This is a genomic window from Cellulomonas marina, assembly GCF_900111925.1.
Taxonomy (GTDB): domain Bacteria; phylum Actinomycetota; class Actinomycetes; order Actinomycetales; family Cellulomonadaceae; genus Cellulomonas; species Cellulomonas marina.
Map to the genome: position 1 here is coordinate 37,489 of NZ_FOKA01000009.1, position 20,568 is coordinate 58,056.

18 protein-coding genes are annotated in these 20,568 nt (G+C 71.0%); 12 read left to right on the plus strand and 6 right to left on the minus strand.

The annotated features are described in order from the left end of the window. Positions 1 to 201 precede the first annotated feature (201 nt). A complete protein-coding gene (locus BM048_RS10785) occupies positions 202 to 2,700 on the minus strand; it encodes a heavy metal translocating P-type ATPase (RefSeq protein ID WP_203708730.1) in 2,499 nt (832 codons plus the stop codon). A gap of 283 nt (positions 2,701 to 2,983) precedes the next feature. Between BM048_RS10785 and BM048_RS10790 the strand changes: the two genes are divergently transcribed. The 5 genes from BM048_RS10790 (at position 2,984) to BM048_RS10810 (ending at position 8,598) form a co-directional block, all read left to right on the plus strand. Then, a complete protein-coding gene (locus tag BM048_RS10790; protein ID WP_090033053.1) occupies positions 2,984 to 3,208 on the plus strand; it encodes a heavy-metal-associated domain-containing protein in 225 nt (74 codons plus the stop codon). A 290-nt stretch (positions 3,209 to 3,498) separates the two neighbouring features. Continuing rightward, positions 3,499 to 4,110 (plus strand): M15 family metallopeptidase, encoded by a 612-nt coding sequence (locus BM048_RS10795; protein WP_090033055.1) that lies wholly within the window; start codon positions 3,499 to 3,501, stop codon positions 4,108 to 4,110. A gap of 329 nt (positions 4,111 to 4,439) precedes the next feature. Further along, complete coding sequence (locus BM048_RS10800) at positions 4,440 to 5,426, plus strand: hypothetical protein (protein ID WP_139224423.1); 987 nt, start codon at positions 4,440 to 4,442, stop codon at positions 5,424 to 5,426. Then, a complete protein-coding gene (lnt, locus tag BM048_RS10805) occupies positions 5,423 to 7,177 on the plus strand; it encodes an apolipoprotein N-acyltransferase (protein ID WP_090033057.1) in 1,755 nt (584 codons plus the stop codon). The genes BM048_RS10800 and lnt overlap by 4 nt, the downstream gene beginning before the upstream one ends. Positions 7,178 to 7,296: 119 nt before the next feature. Then, positions 7,297 to 8,598, plus strand: coding sequence for a M23 family metallopeptidase (locus BM048_RS10810; RefSeq protein WP_175499500.1), 1,302 nt, complete (start codon positions 7,297 to 7,299; stop codon positions 8,596 to 8,598). A 102-nt stretch (positions 8,599 to 8,700) separates the two neighbouring features. On the opposite strand, the gene BM048_RS10815 is transcribed toward BM048_RS10810, so the two are convergent. Further along, positions 8,701 to 9,324: a DUF305 domain-containing protein gene (locus BM048_RS10815; RefSeq protein ID WP_090033215.1), complete on the minus strand. Its 624-nt coding sequence runs from the start codon at positions 9,322 to 9,324 to the stop codon at positions 8,701 to 8,703. 382 nt (positions 9,325 to 9,706) lie between these two features. Between BM048_RS10815 and BM048_RS10820 the strand changes: the two genes are divergently transcribed. Both BM048_RS10820 and BM048_RS10825 read left to right on the plus strand, forming a co-directional pair. Beyond that, positions 9,707 to 10,384 carry a thioredoxin-like domain-containing protein gene (locus BM048_RS10820; RefSeq protein ID WP_090033061.1) on the plus strand — a complete coding sequence of 226 codons (678 nt, stop codon included), beginning with the start codon at positions 9,707 to 9,709 and terminating at the stop codon, positions 10,382 to 10,384. Positions 10,385 to 10,445: 61 nt separating this feature from the next. Then, on the plus strand, positions 10,446 to 11,666 hold the full coding sequence (locus tag BM048_RS10825; protein ID WP_090033063.1) for a DUF418 domain-containing protein: 1,221 nt from the start codon (positions 10,446 to 10,448) through the stop codon (positions 11,664 to 11,666). Here the strand turns inward: BM048_RS10825 and BM048_RS18215 are convergent. Continuing rightward, positions 11,647 to 11,940: a hypothetical protein gene (locus BM048_RS18215; RefSeq protein ID WP_175499502.1), complete on the minus strand. Its 294-nt coding sequence runs from the start codon at positions 11,938 to 11,940 to the stop codon at positions 11,647 to 11,649. The genes BM048_RS10825 and BM048_RS18215 overlap by 20 nt on opposite strands. Here BM048_RS18215 and BM048_RS10830 point away from each other — a divergent pair. After that, positions 11,939 to 13,399 carry a gamma-glutamyltransferase gene (locus tag BM048_RS10830; RefSeq protein ID WP_139224424.1) on the plus strand — a complete coding sequence of 487 codons (1,461 nt, stop codon included), beginning with the start codon at positions 11,939 to 11,941 and terminating at the stop codon, positions 13,397 to 13,399. The two genes, BM048_RS18215 and BM048_RS10830, sit on opposite strands and share 2 nt — an antisense overlap. Positions 13,400 to 13,480: 81 nt before the next feature. Here the strand turns inward: BM048_RS10830 and BM048_RS10835 are convergent, their stop codons facing one another. The 3 genes from BM048_RS10835 to BM048_RS10845 all read right to left on the minus strand — a co-directional run bounded on the left by BM048_RS10835 (position 13,481) and on the right by BM048_RS10845 (position 16,357). Beyond that, the gene (locus tag BM048_RS10835; RefSeq protein ID WP_239078667.1) at positions 13,481 to 14,008 is read right to left on the minus strand and encodes a flagellar basal body-associated FliL family protein; all 528 of its coding nucleotides are present in this window, start codon (positions 14,006 to 14,008) and stop codon (positions 13,481 to 13,483) included. Positions 14,009 to 14,192: 184 nt separating this feature from the next. After that, positions 14,193 to 15,068 (minus strand): F510_1955 family glycosylhydrolase, encoded by an 876-nt coding sequence (locus BM048_RS10840; RefSeq protein WP_239078668.1) that lies wholly within the window; start codon positions 15,066 to 15,068, stop codon positions 14,193 to 14,195. Between the two features lie 341 nt (positions 15,069 to 15,409). Beyond that, on the minus strand, positions 15,410 to 16,357 hold the full coding sequence (locus tag BM048_RS10845) for an RHS repeat-associated core domain-containing protein (RefSeq protein ID WP_139224425.1): 948 nt from the start codon (positions 16,355 to 16,357) through the stop codon (positions 15,410 to 15,412). Between BM048_RS10845 and BM048_RS10850 the strand changes: the two genes are divergently transcribed. The 4 genes from BM048_RS10850 to BM048_RS10865 all read left to right on the plus strand — a co-directional run bounded on the left by BM048_RS10850 (position 16,341) and on the right by BM048_RS10865 (position 20,331). Continuing rightward, on the plus strand, positions 16,341 to 17,195 hold the full coding sequence (locus tag BM048_RS10850) for an SDR family oxidoreductase (protein ID WP_090033066.1): 855 nt from the start codon (positions 16,341 to 16,343) through the stop codon (positions 17,193 to 17,195). The two genes, BM048_RS10845 and BM048_RS10850, sit on opposite strands and share 17 nt — an antisense overlap. A 220-nt stretch (positions 17,196 to 17,415) precedes the next feature. Then, positions 17,416 to 18,099 (plus strand): DedA family protein, encoded by a 684-nt coding sequence (locus BM048_RS10855; protein WP_090033067.1) that lies wholly within the window; start codon positions 17,416 to 17,418, stop codon positions 18,097 to 18,099. 91 nt (positions 18,100 to 18,190) lie between these two features. Continuing rightward, positions 18,191 to 19,195, plus strand: a complete 1,005-nt coding sequence (locus BM048_RS10860; RefSeq protein ID WP_090033069.1) for a LacI family DNA-binding transcriptional regulator — start codon at positions 18,191 to 18,193, stop codon at positions 19,193 to 19,195. Then, positions 19,192 to 20,331, plus strand: coding sequence for a dienelactone hydrolase family protein (locus tag BM048_RS10865; RefSeq protein ID WP_090033071.1), 1,140 nt, complete (start codon positions 19,192 to 19,194; stop codon positions 20,329 to 20,331). The genes BM048_RS10860 and BM048_RS10865 overlap by 4 nt, the downstream gene beginning before the upstream one ends. The last annotated feature ends 237 nt before the right edge of the window (positions 20,332 to 20,568 follow it).

Genomic DNA, 20,568 nt, shown 5'->3' on the forward strand with positions numbered 1-20,568 from the left:
GCAAACGGCTCGGCGCACCGCGAGGTAGGTCACCGCTGATGCGACTCGGCGGGCCGGTGTGCCGGTGTACGCCGGGCGTCAGCGACACCGTCGCGAGCATCATCGCCCTCGCCACTCGCCACTCGCCACTCGCCAGGGCCGCGCCACGTCCCACACCGACGGGCGGCAGGGCAGTGCGACGTCGGCGCTGGCCGCGCCCTCTCAGGCCGGCGGCCCTGCGTGGTGGTCCTGCTGCCGTGGCAGTCGCAGCCGCTTGAGCAGCAGCGCGTTGACGGTGACGATGACGGTCGAGCCGGACATCGACAGGGCGGCGATCTCCGGCCGCAGCATGAGACCCCAGGCAGAGAAGAACACGCCAGCAGCGATCGGCAGGGCGATCGCGTTGTACCCGATGGCCCAGGCCAGGTTCTGGTGCTCTTTACGCATGGTCGCTCGACCGATGCGCATGGCGATCGGGACATCGAGCGGGTCCGACCGCATCAGCACGACGTCCGCGGTCTCGATGGCGACGTCGGTTCCGGCGCCGATCGCGATACCGACATCCGCCTGCGCGAGAGCCGGGGCGTCATTGACGCCGTCACCCACCATCGCGACCTTCCTGCCCATCTGCTGCAGCCGGCCCACGTGCGTCGCCTTGTCTTGCGGCAGGACCTCCGCGATGACCCCATCGATCCCGAGTTGGCCCGCGATGCGGCGGGCTGTGGCCTCGTTGTCGCCCGTCAGCATGACGACCCGGACACCGGCCTCGTGCAGTGATGTCACGGCCGCGCCGGCGCTCTCCCGGACGGCATCCGCCAGGGCGATGACGCCGACGGCGCGACCGTCGACGGCGACCAGGACCACGGTGCGGCCAGAGGCCGACAGCGCCGCCCGTCGCTCGTCCAGCTCCCCCAGGCGGATCTGCTCGCTGTCCATCAGCCGGCGGTTGCCGACCAGCACGCGATGGTGCCCCACCGAGGCAGAAGCGCCGTGCCCGGGCTTGTTGACGAAGTCGGTCGCAGCGAGCGTGGGCAGCCCCTGCTGCCGGGCGTAGCGGTCGACGGCCCGTGCCAGCGGGTGCTCCGACTCGCGCTCGACAGCCGCAGCCAGAGCCAGCATCTCCTGTTCCTCCAGGCCGGCCGCGACCACGTCGGTGACCTCCGGCTCCCCCTTGGTCAAGGTTCCCGTCTTGTCCAAGACCACCGTGTCGATGCGCGCGGTGGCCTCGAGCGCCGTGGCGTTCTTGAACAGGACACCTCGACGAGCACCCAGGCCCGTGCCCACCATGATGGCCGTCGGCGTTGCCAGACCGAGGGCGTCGGGGCAGGTGACGACCACCACGGTGATGGCGAACAGCATGGCTTGTGCCAGCCCTGCCCCGGCCAGCGTCCAGGCCGCGAATGTCACGGCGCCGCCGGCGAGGGCGACGAAGACGAGCCAGGACGCAGCGCGGTCCGCCAGGCGCTGGCCGGGCGCCTTGGAGTTCTGGGCCTGCTGCACGAGCTGCACGATCTGGGCCAGCGCTGTGTCGGCGCCGACCCGAGTGGCCCGGGCGCGCAGGGCGCCGGTGGTGTTGATGGACGCGCCGATGAGGTTCGCGCCGGGCCCCTTGGCCACGGGTAGCGACTCGCCCGTGACCATCGACTCGTCGACCTCTGACTCGCCTTGCTCGACGACCGCGTCGGTGGGCACCTTCGCACCGGGACGGATGAGGAGCAGGTCGCCCACCTGGACCTGGGAGGTGGGGACCTCGACCGTGTGCCCGTCACGGATCACCAGGGCCTGGGATGGCGCCAGTTCGAGCAGTGTGCGCACCGCGTCGTTGGCGCCACCGCGCGCCCGCATCTCCAGCCAGTGGCCCAGGAGCACGAAGGTGGTCAGCACGCTGGCGGCCTCGTAGAAGACCTCGCCGCCGCCGGTTAGGGTCACGACCACGCTGTAGAGCCAGCCGGCGCCGACGGCCACCGCGACGAGCACCATCATGTCCAGCGTGCGTGCGCGGAGAGCTCGAGCGGCACCGTCGAAGAAGATCCACGCCGAGTAGAAGACGACCGGGATCGACAGCAGCAGCGAGAACACGTCGTCGCGCAGCCCGAACGGGGCCGCAGCGTCGAAGCCGAGCACCTCGCGGCCGATGGGTGACCACAGCAGGATCGCGATGGACAGCAGCGCCGCCACGACGAGGCGGTTGCGCATGTCGCGGGCCATGTCCGCCATGGACCCGCCCCCGTGGTGACCGCCGTGTCCCATCGCGTCGTGAGCAGTGGGCGCCGCGTCATGCTCGGCGGCGTGGTGGGGCGTCTGGGTCGGCATTGCTGTGGGAACGGCGCTTGCCATGACGGTCTCCTGCGACGGGCCGTGACGTTGCGAGGGTGCTGCGTGAAGTGGGTTGCTCACCGCCGCGTGTGCAGGATCGCCGTGCCGATCCACGCCGGCGGGCGCGACGTGTGCGATCGCGGTCCTCGGTTCGGCGAGGGGGTGGCACAGGTGCTCGGGCACGGACTGTCCGGAGCAGTGGAAGCCGCACTCGCTCACCCAGTCGCGTAGCTGGGCCAGGGTCGTCTGGTCTGGGTCGTACGTGACGGTTGCGGTCTGCGACGCGGCGCTGGGCTCGACGGAGACGACCCCGGGACGTCGGAGCAGCGTCCGCTCCACGATGCGCTCGGAGGTGGCCCAGTGCAGTCCTGCCACATTGAGCACTGCTGGGCTGAGTTGCTTCACGATCCGCTCCCTCGTAGAAGACGCCGCCACGTCGCCGTCCCTCGATACCCCTAGGGGGTATCAAGCCGCACAACTCCAGCGTGGTCGCGAGGCTTCCCCGGCGCCATGAAGGTTCGATGAAGGCGTCGGCCGGGGACTCGGTGCTCGCGCTGGTCATTGCGCTGCGCAGGACGGACGCGGCAACAAGCCGCGCGGCTACGGGTCGCGCCAATACCCCCTGGGGGTATAGGGATGACGACGAAGAAGGACGCATCGGCGTCCCCTTGATGCCAGAGGAGCAGCGATGAGCACCGCGACGTATGCCGTCACCGGGATGACCTGCGGCCACTGCGTAGCTTCTGTGACCGAGGAAGTGGGCAAGATCGGTGGTGTCAGCGCAGTGGACGTGGATCTGATCAAGGGCGGGATCTCTCAGGTCACCGTCGTCAGCGAGGCACCCGTACCGGAGTCAGTGGTGAGGACCGCTGTGGGTGAGGCCGGCTACGAGGTGGTGGACGCCACGGCGTGATCAGTGCGAGCGGGTCGGCGCGTGGCAGGGCTTGCCGTGCCGGTGGTGTTCGGTCTGGTACCGCTGGCACGGATGTTCCTGTCGAAGGGGCGATGAGGACGCCCTGATGCGGGCGCCGAACGCCTCGGCGGCAGGGATATTCAAGCGGTACAGGAGTGCTGTCGATAGGCATAGGGCGTCGAGCCCGCTCGAGGGTGGTACCAGGAGCAAGTTGTCCTCGGACCGCGCGTCCCGCGTCTCGCGGTCGTGGCGGCTGGTTCGCCGCGCGGATCTGGGGAGGACGAAGAGCGATGGACAGCATCTCGCGCATCGGGCAGCGGATGGCGGAGATCCAGGCCCTGATCGGCGGTCCGCTCGGCTATGCCTCGGCCTCCGTCGGTGGGGTGGCCTCGTCGTCGCCGTCCGGCTCCGCCGGCAGCGCGGGTGCGGTCGCCACGGGGACAGGTTTCGCTGACGCCCTGGACCAGGCCGTCCGATCGTCGTCGTCCACCTCGTCCTTACGGAACGCCCAAGGGGTCCCGGCGGATCTGGCGAAGTTCGGGAACGGCAACGTCCCGACCAGCGCGCTGCAGGAGGTCGGGGACACCGGGCACCGGTTGTGGGCGCCGGCAGGTGAGGCCCTCGAGAAGCTCCTGGCGGCTGCCGCTCGAGATGGTGTCAGCATCGGCATCACCGATTCCTACCGCTCCTACGCAGCGCAGGTCGACCTGGTCAAGCGCAAGGGCTTGTACTCCCAGGGCGGCTTGGCGGCCGCACCGGGAACGAGCCCGCACGGTTGGGCTGTGGCGGTCGACCTGGACCTCGACGCACGTGCGCAGACCTGGATGCGTGCGAACGCCGACCGCTTCGGCTTTGTGGAGGACACCCCCCGCGAGCCGTGGCACTGGGTCTTCAAGGCCTGACCGCAGGCCCTGGCTCCTATCGCTATCGCGACCGGCGCCCGGCCAGCCGACCGCGCACAGTTGCGTCGGACATCGACTGACGCGCCGCCCCCGGTCCCGGTCGAGCTGCTGGCAGCGCGGATGTGTCCTAGGAGCGCTCCTGGCGACGCGCGCGAGGCGGATGCGGCTCCCGTCCTCTGCTGAGCGCTTCGAGGCGCCCACCACGCCAGGACGATGAAGGTTGGATCAAGAAGGGTGCGTCAACTCCTCGATCCGCTCGCGGCCGCCGATGCTGAGGTACCGCACCGGCACGACGGCTTTCGCGGTGCCCGTTGAGAGCAGGTGGACTCGTGAGCGCCAAGCCCCGGCCCGGGCATGACGGCCCTGCTCGGCTGCGCGCACGCCGCCTTGAAGTGCCCCGCGGACCTCAGCAGGTGAAGGCGTGGTTGGAGTCCGATCCCGACCTGGAGGAGCTGCAGGAACGCTTTCCCGCGGAGTGGGCGAGCGTCCGCGCCAAGCTGCGGGAGTTGGTGTCTCGGGAGGACGACGAGGCCATCGCCGCCTACGTCCAGAGCGTCGCCCGGGCCGCTGCAGGCACCCGTGGCCCGGGACGAAGCGACGCTTCTGCGGAGGTCTCGGCGGAGGTGCGGCGACGGATGCTGGCAGCCGCCCTGCGGCAGATGTCCCTGTCGAGGGCCACGGGGGTGAGCCAGGGCACGGTCCGGTTCAACCTCGTGAACGGGTGGGTGGCCCAGCGGTTGCTGTTCCGGCGTGGACTGGAACGCAAGCCGGTGTCGTTGCCGTGGTTCCGGCTCGTGTGGCCGCTGCTGCCTCAGCGGCGGTACCTGATGCCGCTGGTGACCCCTCAGGGGATCTACTGCTTCTACAGCAGCGCACTGATCCGTCGCCTGGTCCGGTTGATCGATGGGCGCACATGTGTCGAGATCGCCGCGGGCGACGGGACCTTGTCCCGGTTCTTGCGGGCTGCTGGAGTGCCGGTGCACGCCACGGACGACCACAGCTGGTCACGCACCATCGACTTCCCCGAGGACGTCGAACGCCTCGATGCGCAGGCGGCCCTCGCCCGCTACCGCCCCGCCGTGGTCCTGTGCTCCTGGCCGCCGGCGGACAACGGCTTCGAACGCTACGTGTTCGGGACCGAGAGCGTGCAGACGTACATCGTCATCGGGACCCGTCATCGGTTCGGGTCCGGAGACTTCGCGGGCTACCTGGCGCAGCATGCGTTCGAGATGCGTGAGGAACCGACGCTGAGCCGTCTGGTGCTTCCGCCCGAGCTCGACCCGGCCGTCTACGTCTTCGAGCGCCGGCCAGGATGACCACGGCGACCGACCTCGAAGACGCCCCGCGGGCAGCGGCCCCACGGCTGACCCTCGTCGCCCTGCTGCAGCGCCGCGGGGGCGCGCGACGAGGACCACGGCAGCATGCGCCGCGAGCTGGTGCACGCGCCGTGCTGTTCCGGGCAACGGTGGCGGGCGCGGCAGGCCTGGCGATCGGCGCCGCCTTCCCAGGACGGTCGTGGTGGCCGCTGGCCAGCATCGGCGTGGCTCTGCTGCTGGCTGCGGTGCACGGCTGCCGACCGACGTGGGCAGCATCGACCGCACTCCTGGCGGGGTCGGTGTTCTTCCTGCCGCATCTGTGGTGGGCAGTCGTGGCCTCGGGCTCGGTCCTGGGCTGGATCGTGCTCGCCCTCGCGCAGGCGTCCTCGTGGGCGGTGTTCGCCGTGTCCTGGGTCGTGGTGGCGCGACTTCGCCCCGTGCTGACGCACCCGGGCGCACAGCCCTGGGTTGCAGCGGTGCTGTGGGTGGCTGTCGAACAGCTGCGCGCACAGTGGCCGCTGGGCGGCTTTCCCTGGGCTCTCCTGGCCTACTCGCAGAGCGAGAGCCCTCTGCTACGGCTCGCCCCGTGGGGCGGCTCGGCACTGGTGAGCGCAATGGTCGTCGTGCTGGGGGGCTACCTCTACCTGTGCGGCTGGTCGTTACGCCACCGTGCTTTGCCTGCCGCCACCGGCAGCCTGGTCGCGGTCCTCGCCCTGTCCGCCGCTGCCGCGCTCACGCCGCACCCCACGCTCGTCGACGCCGGCACCATGCTGGTCGGCGTCGTGCAGGGCAACGTCCCGGGCCCTGAGCTGAGCGGGGAGCGACGTGCCCGCCAGGTGCTCGAGAACCACGTGCAAGGAACACGAGCCCTCGCCGAGGAGAGCTCGGCGGCCGAGCTGGACCTCGTCCTCTGGCCCGAGAGCTCCACGGACATCGACCCTCGCCGCGATGCTGCGGCGGCACGGCGCGTGCAAGCAGCGGCTCTGGCCGTCCAGGCGCCGATCGCAGTGGGCACCCAGCGTTACGTCCCAGACGGCCGTTACAACGAGTACGTGCTGTGGTCCGCCCAGGAAGGGGCTTCGCCACAGGTCTATGCCAAGCAGCGCCCCGTGCCGTTCGGGGAGTACATCCCGGCCCGCGCGTGGATCCGGCGGCTGACAGCCGCAGTAGACCAGGTCACCGTGGACATGCTGCCCGGCGAAAGCCGCGCCACGTTCGAGGTGCCCGTGCCCCGCCTCGCACGAGCGGTGCCGCTGGCCGTGGGCATCTGCTTCGAGGTCGCCTTCGACGAGCCGCTGCGAGGTGCGGTGCGCGACGGCGGAGAACTGATCGTCATCCCCACCAACAACGCCTCGTTCGGGTACACCCAGGAAGCCTCGCAGCAGCTGGCCATGGGACGCTTCCAAGCCGCTCAGCACGGACGTGCCCTCGTGCAGGTCTCCACCGTGGGGCGCAGCGCGGTGATCTCCCCTGAGGGCGGCCTGCTGTGGAGCAGCGGGCTGTTCACCAGCGATCGCACCGTCATGCAGGTCCCCCTGCGCACAGGTCTCACCCTGGCGGACCGCCTTGGGGCGCTACCCGGTCGCACCGCCGTCGGTGCAGCTGTCGCTCTGCTGGTGGTCGGTGTGCTGACAGGCGGTCCCAAGCGCCGACAGGGCCGCCCGCTGCGAGGGTGCACGTCGTCCACCGGCGCGCGCGTCGAAGGTGCCGGCGCCCTGCACGGTGCCCCGGCGGAAGGGCTTGCCCGCTGATCATGCGCGATCCTGCCGCTCCTCTCATCCTCGCCGTTCGGTCTCGACGTCTGCGGCCAGCGCTGATCGCGGTCGTGCTTGCCGCAGGTGTGCTCGTTCCCGTCCTACCTGTGCAGGCCGTGGGCGAGGACCCCAACGGTCTGCGCCAGCAGGACAAGGCGGCCGAGCAGCGGCAGGCCCAGGTGCGCGAGTCGATCGAGGACCTCAGCGCCGACCTGGCTCGGGTCGTGCTCGAGCTGGAGAACACGCGCGCGCAGGTACCCGCCGCTGAAGCTGCCCTGCAGCGGGCTCGCCAGGCCGAGGACCTAGCGGTGCGGGAAGCCGACATGGTCGGGCGACAGTTGCAGGATGCCCGCGACGAGCAGGCCGTCATCAGCGAGAAGGTCCGCGTCGGACAGGAAGCGGCCGAACAGGCGCGCACCTCCTTGGCCGAGCTGGCTCGACGGGCCTACCGCGGGGAGGCCACGGCCAGCGAGCTCGCGGCCGTGATGCAACCCGCGCGACTGAGCGACCAGGCGCGTGACACGGCCCTGCTGTCTGCGGCGCAACGCGCCCAGTCCCGGGTCTTCGCCCGCCTGCAGGAGCAGGCGAGCGCGGGGCGATCCGCCCGGCTCCGGCTTGAGAGCGTGCAGGAGCGGGTCGCCCAGCTGAAGGCCGAGGCTGACCAACGCGCCCGAGAGGCAGCTGCAGCCCGTCAGGAGGCAGTGCTGCAACGCGACCGGCTGGACGAGCTGCTTGCCTCGCAGACTGAGCAGGAGGCTGTGATGGCCTCGAAGGTGACGCAGGCAGAGTCGGAGGAAGCGCAGATCCAGGCCGAGCGGGATGCCATCGCACGCGAGCTCGACGCGATCGCCGAGCAGCAGCGCAACGCCGCTGCCGCCGCCGCGGCAGCAGAGGCCGCCGCGGCGGCGGCCGGACCCCCACAGGCAGTGCCGGCACCCATGCCGGCACCCGCGCCAGCAGCTCCGCCGGCCGATGCGCCCGCAGCTCCGCTCGCGGGGGCCGGTGCTGGCGCGATGTTCGGCAATCCGACGGCTACGACGCCCATGTACGTCACCAGTGAGTACGGCAACCGGCTGCACCCGATCCTGAAGATCATGCGGCTGCATGCTGGTATCGATCTGCGCGCGTACTGCGGCACCCCGATCTACGCGGCTCGGGACGGTCTGGTGCGCTGGGCGCAATGGCGCAACGGCTTCGGGAACCAGGTGATGCTCGACCACGGCCTGGTGGAAGGAAGGCTGCTAGCCACCAGCTACAACCATCTGACCAGCTGGGTCGTAGGTGGTGGGCAGCAGGTGCGCAAGGGTCAGCTCGTCGGCTACTCCGGCAACACGGGGCTGTCGGGCGCCTGCCACCTGCACTTCGAGGTCTACCGCGACGGCACGACCGTCAACCCCCGACCGCTGCTGGGAATGTGACAGCCCGAGCCGGTGAGGCCCGCGAGCACGATGAGAAAAGGGCGGTGTTCCCGAGCCGGCCAGGGCTCGAGAACACCGCCCGAGGGCGACAGCCTGAGAGGCTCAGGCCATTGCATCCAGCATCTGCTGCATCTCGTCGATCTCGGCGGTCTGCGCCTCGACGATGTCCTGAGCGAGCTGGATGGCCTCGGGGTCGCTACCGTCCTCGATCTCCTGCTGCGCCATGTCGATCGCGCCCGTGTGGTGCGCGATCATGAGCTGAAGGAAGCGACGGTCGAACTCAGCGCCGGACAGCGACTCCAGCTCCGTCATCGCCTCGTCCATGCTCATGCCGTCCATCTCCATGCCGCTGTGGTCCATGCCCTCCATCGACATGTCGGCGGAGGTCTCCTCGCCCCAGGCCTCCAGCCAGCCGGTCATGAGGTCGATCTCGGGGCCCTGGGCGTCGGCGATCCGCTGCCCCAGCTCCTGGATCTCGCTGGTGCTGCCCTTCTCCACGGCCAGGTTCGCCATCTCCAGCGCGCCGTTGTGGTGCTCGATCATCATCTGCGCGAAGCCGGTGTCGGCCTCGTTGTGCACGTCGGCCACCGCCGACTGGCTGCTGGCGGGAGCTGAGGCGGCCGTCGTGCTCCCGCTGCCCTGCTCCGAGCTGGAACAGGCTGCCAGCGTCAGGGCCAGGGCGGCAGCGGTGGTACCGGCCATCGCCCGGCGCATTCGGGTCTGCATGTCGTCTCCTTCGTGCACTCAGTTGCGCGGCGGGTCCTGTGGCGCCGCTTGGCGTGCCGGGCGGTGCGGTGGGCGGTGGTTCGTGTCCGGGCCATGCATGTCCATGAGCACCCACAGAGCCGTCGACACCGCTCCCTGCGCACCCCACGCCTGTCGTGCCGCGCCCGACAGGACACTCCGCTGGCGGTGAGCGCCGGTGTGGCGCCCGCCCATACCAACACGGCGGCTGGGAAGGAACGTCGCTCAGAAGTCCCTCTGGCCATGAAATTTCCATGAAGACGCGCCCAGGAGGACCGTCAGGGGCGGGTGGTCCTGCTCAGCACCGGAAGGCTGGTGTGCCCCGCGCCCCCTCAGGCGCACGGTTGGGAGCGGAAGGGGCGGCGTGAGCGCGTCACAGAGCAAGAGACTCCAACGAGCGGCGCTGCGAGCTGCCCGCCTGGCCGAGGCGCAGGCGCAGCAGCGCCGCGAACAGCAGCGCCGCGGCCGGGTCCTGGTGCAGATCCTGGCGTTGGGCATCGTCGGGCTGCTCGTGCCCACCGCCGTCGTCCTGGTGATCGCGCTCCGCCAGAAGGCCGCCGTGGAGGCGGCCGCCGGATCGCCGATCGCAGGCGAGCAGGTGATGAAGATCGCGGACACCGCGCACACCTCTGCTTCGGTGGACTACGACCTCGAGAGCGCCGCGACCCCCCCAGCCGGCACCCTCCCCCCCACTGGGGGCGACCACGACCCGGCCTGGCAGCCCTGCGGGATCTACGACACGCCGGTCCGCACGGAGAACGCCGTGCACTCCTTGGAGCACGGCGCGGTATGGATTGCCTACAACCCCTCGCTACCAGAAGGGCAGGTCGAGGACCTGGCGGACGTCGCCGACGCGCACCCCTACGTACTGCTCTCACCGATCCCAGACCTGGCGGCGCCGGTGGTGCTCTCCGCATGGGGAGTACAGCTCCAGCTGCCCTCGAGTGCGGATCCTCGCGTGGAGCCCTTCCTGACGCGCTACCTGCAGGGTCCGCAAAGCCCCGAGCTGGGAGCCGCGTGCAGCGGAGACGTCAGCGAGTGACGGGCGGCGTGTCGGCGATTGCTTGCCCTCCTTCCTCCGTTCCTGTCAGAGGAGGTCCCTGATGCGTCCGTCGCGACCGCGGGACCACACACCCCGCGACGACCAGTCGCCGACGGTGGAGGCGCCGGGATCACCGCGCTCATCCCCGACGTCAGAGGCTGCTGAAGCCGCGCCGGCACCGGCCTCCCCCGGACGACTGCTCGCCATCGATGCCGCGCGAGGTCTGGCCCTCGTCGGGATGGTCGTCGTCAACGTCGGGCCCTTGTCCGTGGAGGGCCTCTGGCAACGGTTGTACCTGCTGCCCTACGGACGGGCTTCCGTGCTCTTCGTCGTCATCGCCGGGATCGGCATGGCGTTCTTCGTGCGCGCGCGCCGCACCCCCAAGAGCCGCTGGCGAGCATTGATCTGGCGCGCAGCCGTCCTGCTGACCGGAGGGTTGCTGCTGCAACGCACCACCGAGGACGTCGGGGTGATCCTGCCCGTGTACGGGGTCCTGTTCATCTCCGTGCTGGTGCTGCAGTTCCTGCCCCCGCCGGTCTTGCTGGGCGCCGCTGCCGCGCTCGCCGTCGTCGGCCCGGTCCTGTTCATCAGTCACGGCCTCGACGACGTCGGGCAGCATCTGGGCCCCCCGGCCCGGCTGGGTGACCCGTGGCCGGAGATCGCGCACGCGCTCGTGCTGTCCGGCCGCTACCCGCTGGTGACCTGGGCCGTGCCGTTCCTGGTCGGCATGTGGGCCGGGCACCTCGACCACACCCGAGCCACGACGGTCCGTCGCCTGATCGCGTGGGGCGGTGCGCTGGCGGTCCTCGCCCAAGGAGCCAGCCAGCTGAGCCGCGCCCTGCTCGGCGAACGAGCCGACCAGGGGTACTGGCGGCTGCTGACCGGTACGGCCCACGGTCAGATGCCCCTGTGGCTCATCGGCAGCATCGGCGGTGCGCTGTTCACCGTCGCAGTGCTGCTGCGCTGGTGGCCTCTGCTAGGACGCTGGGCGCGCCCGCTGGTCATGGCAGGGCAGATGGCCCTCACCCTCTACGTGCTGCACGTGCTGGTCCTGGCGATGCTGCGTCCGTCCGAAGACATCACCATCGCCACCGGTGCGCTCCTGAGCGCTGCACTCGTCACCGGCTGCCTCGTCGTGGCAGTCCTGTGGCGCGCGAGAGCGAGCATCGGGCCGTTGGAGTGGGTGCTGCGGGCGTCCCTCCTCACCGGCGCCACGAGGACGAGGGTCCCGGCTGCTCCTGTCCCCCACCCCGAAGCACAGATCAAGGACCAGCACCCGTGAACAGCACCTCGCCCTCCCCTGTTCGGTCGGCGACCCCGCGTCGGTGGGCCAGCAAGGCCGTAGCCGTCGCCGTCGGCCTGACCATGGTCCTCACTGGATGCACGGACGACCCGGCGCCGACGGCCAGCTCACCCCGAGCACCCTCGGCGGGCACCGCCAGCTCTCCCCCAGCGCCGTCGCCGTCGCCGTCGCCGACGCCGACGCCGTCGCCGTCGACGTCCTTGGGCGCCTTCGGGGTCAACTCCGGCCATCCCTCGGCCACACGTGCCGGCATGCAGATCCTGGAGGCCGGTGGCAACGCCGTCGATGCAGCGATCGCAACCGCCTTCGCAGATTCGGTCATGCAGCCGGCGTCATCGGGGATCGGCGGTGGCGGGGCCGCACTGGTCGTCGCCGACGGGCAAGCACGGAGCTACGACTACCGCGAGGTGGTCAACGCTGCAGGCGTGGTGCCGCCGAGCGGGACCGGCATCCCTGGGTTCGTCGCCGGTCTGGACGAGCTGCACCGTGAGTACGCCACGCTGCCGTGGGCCGCTCTCCTGCAGCCCGCGATTGATCTGGCACGCACGGGCGCGCCGGTCTCGAGGTACCTGGCGCGCACGATCAACAGCTCCTTGGGTCAGCGCGTCACCGGTGCCCTCCCGCAGTTCCGCAACGCCGACGGGGCACCGCTGCAGGAGGGCGACCTTCTCGTACAGCAAGAGCTGGCCACGACGATGGCCGCTCTGGCAGAGCAAGGTCCTCGGAGCTTCTACACCGGAGAACTGGCGCAGACCGTGGTGGGGGTCGAGGGCGTCGATGCGTCCAGCCTGGCCGCCTACACCGTGCAAGCCTCTGAGCCGCCACGCGGGCGAGTCGGCGACTACACGATGATCTCGGCATCCCCTGCCCTTCCAGGGGCGGCCATCATCCAGATGGTGCAGATCGCGGAGGCCGCCGGCATCGGGAGGGTTCCCGCGGGATCTGCCGAATTCGTCGACCTGCAGTCGCGCGCGTGGCAGGTCGCGGAGCGCTCCGTGCAGAGCCAGTTCGGCGACCCCGCCTTCGTGCAGGTCCCCACCGAGGCCCTCACCGATCCTGCTGCCAATGCTGCTCTAGCCCGGGATCTGCCGCCCGCGGTGTTCCAGGAGACCGGGCAGTCCTACGACGGGGCGCCGAACACGACTCACATCTCGGTCGTGGATGCCAACGGCATGGCTGTCTCCATGACGAACACGATCACCAACTACTGGGGCTCTGGTCAGTACGTGGCCGGGTTCTTCCTGAACGACCAACTCGAGCGTTTCCAGGACATCGGTGCCCAGGGAGCGAACAACCCACCGCTGCCGGGACGACGGTCGGTCACCTGGAGCAGCCCGTCCATGCTGCTCGATGACCGTGGCCGTCCGGCGCTCGTGATCGGCACCCCTGGGGGTCGCCAGATCCCCAACACCACCGCACAGGTGATCATGTTGTGGGCGTTGCAGCGCGTGAGCCTGGACGACGCGGTGCGCACCGACCGATTCATCCTCGCGGACGGCGTCCTGCGGCTGGAATCAGAACGGCTCCGTACCGAGATGACGGCCCTCGGCTATCCCGTACGAGTGCATCCCTCCGATGCGCGCGCGGACTGGGGCTCGATCCAAGCCCTCCAGGTGAACTGGGACGAGCGCACGGTCTCTGGAGTCGCGGACGACCGCCGGTCGGCGGGAGTGGAGACCGCAGTCGAGGCGCCACGGCAACCGGCCGGGTAGGCGCGAGCCCGCCCCGCCGACGGACCCGGTTGTGCGACCACTTCGGAGAGGCCCATTCACGGTCCGGCGCGCGGGAGGGCGCTACTGGGTGACGTAGGTGGTGAAGTACACGTCCACCACTTCGCCCTCGTACGCCTCCTTCAGCTGCGTGGCCAACTCGGCCTTGAGCGCCTCGCGTCCCTCGGCCGAGCCCGCCTCCGCCAGGCTCCGCATCGAGAACAGGCCGATGGTCCTGTCCAACGCCTTCGCGGGATCGAGGTCCTCCGCCACCTCGGCGGACAGCTGGAGCCCCAGGCCCAACCGCAAGTAGTGACCGTCTGCGAGATTGATGCTGATCGGATCCACGGCCTGAACGATCCCCAGCTCGACTTCTGACTCGACCTCCTCGGTCACCTGGGTGGCGGCCGTCTGAGAAGAGCCAGGGCCCAGCACGAACCAGTACGCCGCCCCCGCGCCCAGGACCAGCACCGCCACCAGTACCAGCACCAGCGGCCGGCGCCCCTTGCCCTTCGCCTTGCTGACGGGCGTGGCCGCCTCGGCCGGCTCAGGACTCGATCGCTGACCGATCTTGGCCTTGCTCGGATTTCCCATGATGCGCTGGTCCGACATCAACTGACCTCTTTCATAAACGACGCGAACATTGATGGTGGTCTCTCGGGTCTCGGCGTCACAGCGCCTCCGCCGAAAGGCATTGGTCCGCCACGTCACTTGCCAGGCCTGCCAACGTCGATGCAACAGCGCGCCAGAACGCAACTAGAGGAGAAACGGGAGGCGACACGCGCGCCTCCGTCGACTACGAGGTGAAGGTCAGCCCCGAGTCCGCCGACAGCAGCACCCGCCCGTCCGCGACGACGACGACCTGCACCTGACCGTCCGGCATGAGCCAAGAGGCCAGAGCTTCTGGTGCCGGGGCCGCCTCGCCGGCTTCAGCCCAGCTGCTGCCGGCATCGCGGCTGAGATAGATCACCCCGTCCGGCCCAACTCCCACGACAAGCTGCGCAGTGGTGAAGTGCACCAGCTGGAGCAACGGGGCGTCGGGGTCCTGCTGCCAACTGAGCCCGGTATCCGCCGCGCGCGCAAGCCCTTGCGAGCTCGTGGCGAGCAGAACTTGGCCGTTGATCGCGCCTGCCATCGCGAAGACCGGCACAGGCGGCTTTGTCGACGTCCACGTCGTTCCGCCGTCCAAGCTGCTGAGCAGGTCCGCTCCGTCGTAGCCATGGATGCCCGTGCTGGTGACCGCCAGCGCGTGGAAGTCACTGGCTCCAGTGCGAGCCAGAGGTGTCCACGTCCGTCCACCATCCGTGGACTCCAGCAGGCCCACCGGGTCCGGTAGGTCCTGGCTAGGCTCTGGATGGCCGGAGGCGTAGAAGTGGTCCGGCCCGGCGACGACGAACCCCATGAAATCCATCGCCGGTCCCACCCTCGACGCCCCATCCTCGGTGTAGCGCAGCAGACCGTCGTGAGTGGCGACGTACAGGGTTGAGTCAGCAGGGTTGAAGCCCGCTCCGTGAACGTGAGCGCCGAGCTCACCCGACTGGGCCGTCTCTGAAGGCGCAGCGCCGGTCGCCGGTCGCGCAATCGGCCCCGAGCAGCCCACGAGCACGATCAGAGCACCGGCGATCCCCAAGCCGAGGACGGACCGGCGCCAGGACGAGAACGCGGCAATCACATCGGAATTCTCGGCCGCTCAGCGCCCCGCCTGAGCCCGGAGGTGGCGCAGCGGCAGGTCTTCATCAGACCTTCATCGACACTCAAGTCGGTCGGACGCACAGACGCAGCACGAGCGCGCTGAAGTTGAGTCCCGGATAGTGGTGTAGCGCTGGGGCCGGTGGTCGTCAGAGACGACGACGCGGTCACCGCGTGATCCTTCGAGTGAACCTCTCACAGCACCCTCGAACGGAGTCATCACGATGACCGCACCTCGCATTGTCGACCCTGCCGCTATGTCTACTAAAAGAGATACAAAGTATGCGACGGCGACGGCGATAAAGATCGCAAAAAGGCTCATGGCTAGTCTCCGTATAGAGATTGTCCGAGGAGGCCGATCTGGGCACCAACTGCACCAGCGGTTCGTGCTGGACGCAATTGCCAGTTGCCCTCGAAGGAGCGATTGGCGTACCGCAGCATCGGCTTGAACGAGAATTTTGCGCGGTGGCGCGCGGTGGAGCGCGACGCCCGATTCCACAGGCGCCCGGTTGCGGACAGGGCTTCACGGTGCCGCCCAATTAATTTCAAGGTCCGGGCACCAGGTATGGCGCCGAGAACGGCGTCTATCGCTATAGAGCGACCTAGTTGCGTCTTGATTATGTCACCAGCGCGGAACTTCGAGTAACTGCTGGCCGCACTCATGCCTGCGGCCACTAGTCCCAATGCTAGGCAGGCGCCGGCCGAAGCCACGATGCACGCAGCTACTCCTACTATCGATGCGGCGGTAGCGACTCCACTAAGAGTGGATTTCCAGCTCCGCCCATCCAAATCGAACGCGTTGATCGGATCTGACGGATATGAGTATGCATTTGCTCCTCCGCCCTCGATGGGGTTGACCGAGAGGAAGCGTCCCAGCGTTGCGAGATAGACGCGTGCGCCCATTTCGATGGCGTAGATGGTGCCGGTGGTATCGGTGACCTTCTGGTGTTGGCCGACCCAGGAGTTGTCGCCGGTGCCCGGCGTGGTGTCGGGCCCGGCGTCGTTGGCAATGTTGGTGACGATCCCGTAGTTGGTGGGGTGGATGATTTGACCGAAGGGATCGTAGGCGGCGACTGGCGCGGCGGTCTTTACTCCGGTAGGTCGATCCCCGCCGCGCTGACCTGCATGCTCACCTCCGGGTAGGTACCCGACCCAGAAGTGGGTACCGCTGCCCGGGAAGGGTAGCCCGGTGGTCGCCGTTGGCGCAGGTGTCCGCGGCGGGCGACGTGCCCGCCGCCGAGCACGAGGAGGACGCATGTCGTACGTCGTCACCGGGGCCACCGGCCACCTGGGCCGCCTGGTCGTCGCGGAGCTGCTGGCCCGCGGGGTCCCGGCCGGGGAGATCACCGCGACCGGCCGTCGCGCCGACGCCCTCGCCGACCTGGCGGCCCAGGGCGTGCGCACGGTCGTCGCCGACTACGCCGACGGTGCCGCGCTCAAGGACGCCTTCTCCGGCGCCGACGTGCTCGTCCTCGTCTCCGGCAGCGAGGTCGGGCAGCGCGTGGACCAGCACCGCAACGCCCTCGAAGCCGCCCGCGACGCCGGCGTCCGCCGGGTCGTCTACACGAGCGCGCCGCACGCCGACACCACCGCGCTCGTCCTGGCGCCCGAGCACAAGGCCACCGAGGAGCTCGTCCGCGCCTCCGGCCTGGTGTGGACCGTCGTGCGGAACAACTGGCACACCGAGAACTACGAGGGCACCTTCGCGCAGGCGCGCGACACCGGTGAGGTCGTCACCAGCACGAGCCAGGGCCGCGTCGCCTCCGCCACGCGCGCCGACTACGCCGCCGGCGCCGCGGCGGTGGCCGTCGGCGAGGGTCACGAGGGCCGTGTCTACGAGCTGTCGGGCGACACCGCCTGGACGTTCGACGAGTTCGCCGCGACGGCCGCCGACGTCCTCGGGCGGCCGGTGGTGCACCGCGCGGTGACGCCCGACGAGCACCGCGCGGCGCTGACGGGCGCCGGGCTCGACGAGGGCACCGCCGGCTTCGTCGTCGCCCTCGACGAGGGCATCGCCCGCGGCGACCTCGCCGACGCGACGACGGACCTCGCGACGCTCATCGGCCGCCCGACGACGCCGCTGGCGGAGACGCTGCGCAGCTGGGTGTGACGCGACGGGTGCGGACGGACGGGAACCTCCGTCCGCCCGCACCCGTTCCACGCTCCGGACGACGACGGCGCCGCCCGGGTCCCGGCGCCGCCGGGGCGCAGGGCGGCCCGAGGAGCGGAGGCCAGGACGCGATGGCAGCATCGGCGGCGACGACGATCCATCCCCGTGTCCATCCTCATGTCCATCCCCGTGTCCATCCCAGGGTCGGAGGGCCCATCGTATGAGCGTGCTCGCCACGGCCGCCGCCTCCGGCGGGGCGGAGCTCACCGGGCTCACCGGGTGGGTGGTCTCGGTCATCGAGTCGATCGGGCCCGTGGGCGTCGGGCTGCTCGTCGCCCTCGAGAACGCCTTCCCGCCCATCCCGTCCGAGGTGGTCCTGCCCGTCGCGGGGTACGTCGCCAGCACCGGGCAGATGTCGCTGGCGTGGGCGATCGTCGGGGCCACGCTCGGGTCGCTGGCCGGCGCCTGGCTGCTCTACGGCATCGGCCGCGGGGTGGGCGTCGCCCGGCTGCGGCGGTGGATCGACCGGATGCCGCTCGTCGACGTGGAGGACCTCGAGCGGTCCGAGGCGTGGTTCCGGCACTGGGGCGTGTGGGCGGTGCTCGTCGGGCGGTGCGTGCCCGTGGTGCGCAGCCTCGTGTCGCTGCCGGCGGGGCTCGAGCGGATGGGGTGGCTGGCGTTCACGCTGCTCACGGCGCTGGGCTCGACGGTCTGGAACGCCGGGCTCATCGTCGCCGGGTACGCGCTGGGCAGCCAGTGGCAGGACGTCGGGCACTACAGCGACTACATCAACTACGCCGTCTACGCGGCGATCGTGTTCTTCGTCGGGAAGTTCGTCTGGACCCGCGTCCGCCGGTCCCGGCGCCAGCGCGCCGAGGCGGGCCGGGACCGCGCGCACGCCTGACACGCTCCACCGAGGTTTGCCAGGAAACGCTTCCCCAGCCAGGATGAGGCCTGGCGCCGGAGCCCCCGCGCCGCCTCGAGAGGGGAGCGGGATGCGCCCGAGGACGTCCGGCCGGCCGCAGATCACCGACGTGGCCGCCGCGGCCGGGGTCTCGCCCGCCACGGTCTCGCGCGTGATGAACGGCAACACGACGGTGGCCGCCGCCCTCGTCGAGCGGGTGCACGCCGCGGCGGCGGAGCTGGGCTACGTCGCCAGCCCCATCGCGCGCAGCCTCGTCCTCGGCCGCACCCAGACCGTCTCCGTCGTCGTCCCCGACATGGCCAACCCCACGTTCCAGGAGACGCTGCGGGGCATCACGCGGGCCGCGGCCCAGCAGCGCCACCGCGTGCTCATCGCCGACTCCGCCGAGGACGTGACGGCGGAGGTCGAGCTGGCGCGCGAGGCGCGGCGGCACACCGACGCGCTCGTCCTGTGCGCCCCGCGCATGCCCGACGAACAGCTCGCGGCGCTCGTCCCCTCGCTCGCGCCGCTGGTCCTCACGCACCGACGCCCGGGCACCGGCGTGCCCACCGCCACGGCCGACTACCGCGCCGGGATGGTGGACCTCGGCGAGCACCTCCTCGGCCTCGGGCACCGGCGGCTGCTCTACCTGGCGGGCCCGGCGTCGAGCACGAACAACCGGCTGCGCCTCGACGGCATCGACGCCGTCCGCACCGCTCACCCGGAGGTGGAGGTCGTCGTCCGAACTGGGGGCGTGAGCTTCGAGGACGGCTACGCCGCCGCGGCCGCCGTCCGCGAGTCGGGCGCCACCGCCGTCATGGCCTTCAACGACCTCGTCGCCATGGGCCTGCTCGGCGCGCTGCAGGAGGCCGGCGTCGACGTGCCCGAGCAGGTGTCGGTGACCGGCTTCGACGACATCCCGCTGGCCCGGTGGACGACGCCGAGCCTGACGACGGCGTCCGTGGCGAACGTCGAGCTGGGGGCGCTGGCGTGGGCCCGGCTCGCGGCGCTCCTCGCCGGGCAGGACCCCGACGAGGACGTCCTGCTCACGCCGGCCGTGACCGTGCGCAGCAGCACCGGACCGGCCCCGCGGTGAGCGTCGCGCTGCCGCCCGACCCGCTCGCCGGCTACGAGGACTGGCCGGGCTGGGCCCGCTCGACGCCGCCCCGCACGACCGGCGACGCCCGGCAGGACGCGCTCGCGGCGGTCCTCGGCGTCCGCGCCCTGCCGGCCGGGCCGCCCGCGGTCGAGGTCCTGGCGACACGCACCACGCCGGACGGCCTGCGCCTGGCGGAGCTGGTGTGGTCCACCGGCGTCGGCCCGCGCACCCACGGCTGGCTCGTGCGTCCCGACGACGACGCCGCCCGCCCGGGTGTCCTCGCGTTGCACTGCCACGGCGGCGTGAAGTCCGTGGGCGGCGCGCAGCTCGTCGAGCTCGGGGACGACGCCCCGGCCGGCGCGGTCAGGCTGCAGCGAGACCTCTACGGCGGGCGCGGGCCGGCGCACGCGCTGGCGCGGGCGGGGTGCGCCGTCCTCGCGCCCGACGCGTTCTGCTGGGGCAGCCGCCGGTTCCCGCTCACCGAGCGCAGCGCGCGGCTCGCCGGCGGGGTCGCGGCGCTCGAGGCGCGGTGGGCGGCGGAGGGCCACGACCCCGACGACGACCAGCGCTACGACGCGGTGTCCGGGCTGCACGAGGACACCGTCGCGAAGGCCGCAGGGGTGTTGGGCACGAGCCTCGCCGGGATGGTCGCGCGCGACGACCTCGTCGCCCTGGACGTCCTGGCCGCGCTGCCGGGCGTCGACGCCGGGCGCCTGGGGGCGTTCGGGTTCTCCGGCGGCGGCGGCCGCTCGGTGCTGCTCGCGGCCCTCGACGAGCGCGTCCGCGCGCACGTGGTCACCGGGATGATGGCGACCTTCGCGTCGCTGGTGCCGCGCTACCTCGACACCCACTCCTGGCTGCTCATGAGCCCGGGGCTGTGGGGCCTCTCCGAGTGGCCGGACCTGCTGCCGCCGCTCCCGGGCCGCTCCCTGCTGGTGCAGTACGGGCGGCAGGACGCGCTGTTCCCGCTCGATGGGCAGCGCGCCGCCGACGAGCGCCTCGCCGCCGCATGGGCCGGGACCGGCCGCTACACCGGCGCGTGGTGGGACCGCCCGCACGTCTTCGACGCACCGATGCAGGACGAGGCGTTCGCCTTCCTGGCCGGGGCGCTCGGCGCGGGGACGCCGGCATGAGCGGTGACGCCGGCGTGGGCGTGGACGCCCCTGCGGTGGAGGCCCTGGTCGTGGACGGCGTGCCCGTCGCGCGAGCGGCGGCTGTTCCGCGAGCTCGCCCTGCCGTCGGCGACCGCGGGCACGGACGACCAGCTCTCACCCCGGGGGGTGACACGCCGCCCGGGAGCCCCCGCGCGGGCGCCGGGCGGTGCAGGCTGTGCGCGGACCGGTCGACGCCCCGCGAGCGACGGCCCCGAT

Bases quoted from the DNA above. Each gene is read 5' to 3' on its own strand.
- BM048_RS10790 (WP_090033053.1), top strand. From the start codon at position 2,984: ATGAGCACCGCGACGTATGCCGTCACCGGGATGACCTGCGGCCACTGC.
- BM048_RS10795 (WP_090033055.1), top strand. From the start codon at position 3,499: ATGGACAGCATCTCGCGCATCGGGCAGCGGATGGCGGAGATCCAGGCC.
- lnt (WP_090033057.1), top strand. From the start codon at position 5,423: ATGACCACGGCGACCGACCTCGAAGACGCCCCGCGGGCAGCGGCCCCA.
- BM048_RS10815 (WP_090033215.1), bottom strand. From the start codon at position 9,324: ATGCAGACCCGAATGCGCCGGGCGATGGCCGGTACCACCGCTGCCGCC.
- BM048_RS10825 (WP_090033063.1), top strand. From the start codon at position 10,446: ATGCGTCCGTCGCGACCGCGGGACCACACACCCCGCGACGACCAGTCG.
- BM048_RS10830 (WP_139224424.1), top strand. From the start codon at position 11,939: ATGCAGATCCTGGAGGCCGGTGGCAACGCCGTCGATGCAGCGATCGCA.
- BM048_RS18215 (WP_175499502.1), bottom strand. From the start codon at position 11,940: ATGCCGGCACGTGTGGCCGAGGGATGGCCGGAGTTGACCCCGAAGGCG.
- BM048_RS10835 (WP_239078667.1), bottom strand. From the start codon at position 14,008: ATGTCGGACCAGCGCATCATGGGAAATCCGAGCAAGGCCAAGATCGGT.
- BM048_RS10850 (WP_090033066.1), top strand. From the start codon at position 16,341: ATGTCGTACGTCGTCACCGGGGCCACCGGCCACCTGGGCCGCCTGGTC.
- BM048_RS10855 (WP_090033067.1), top strand. From the start codon at position 17,416: ATGAGCGTGCTCGCCACGGCCGCCGCCTCCGGCGGGGCGGAGCTCACC.
- BM048_RS10860 (WP_090033069.1), top strand. From the start codon at position 18,191: ATGCGCCCGAGGACGTCCGGCCGGCCGCAGATCACCGACGTGGCCGCC.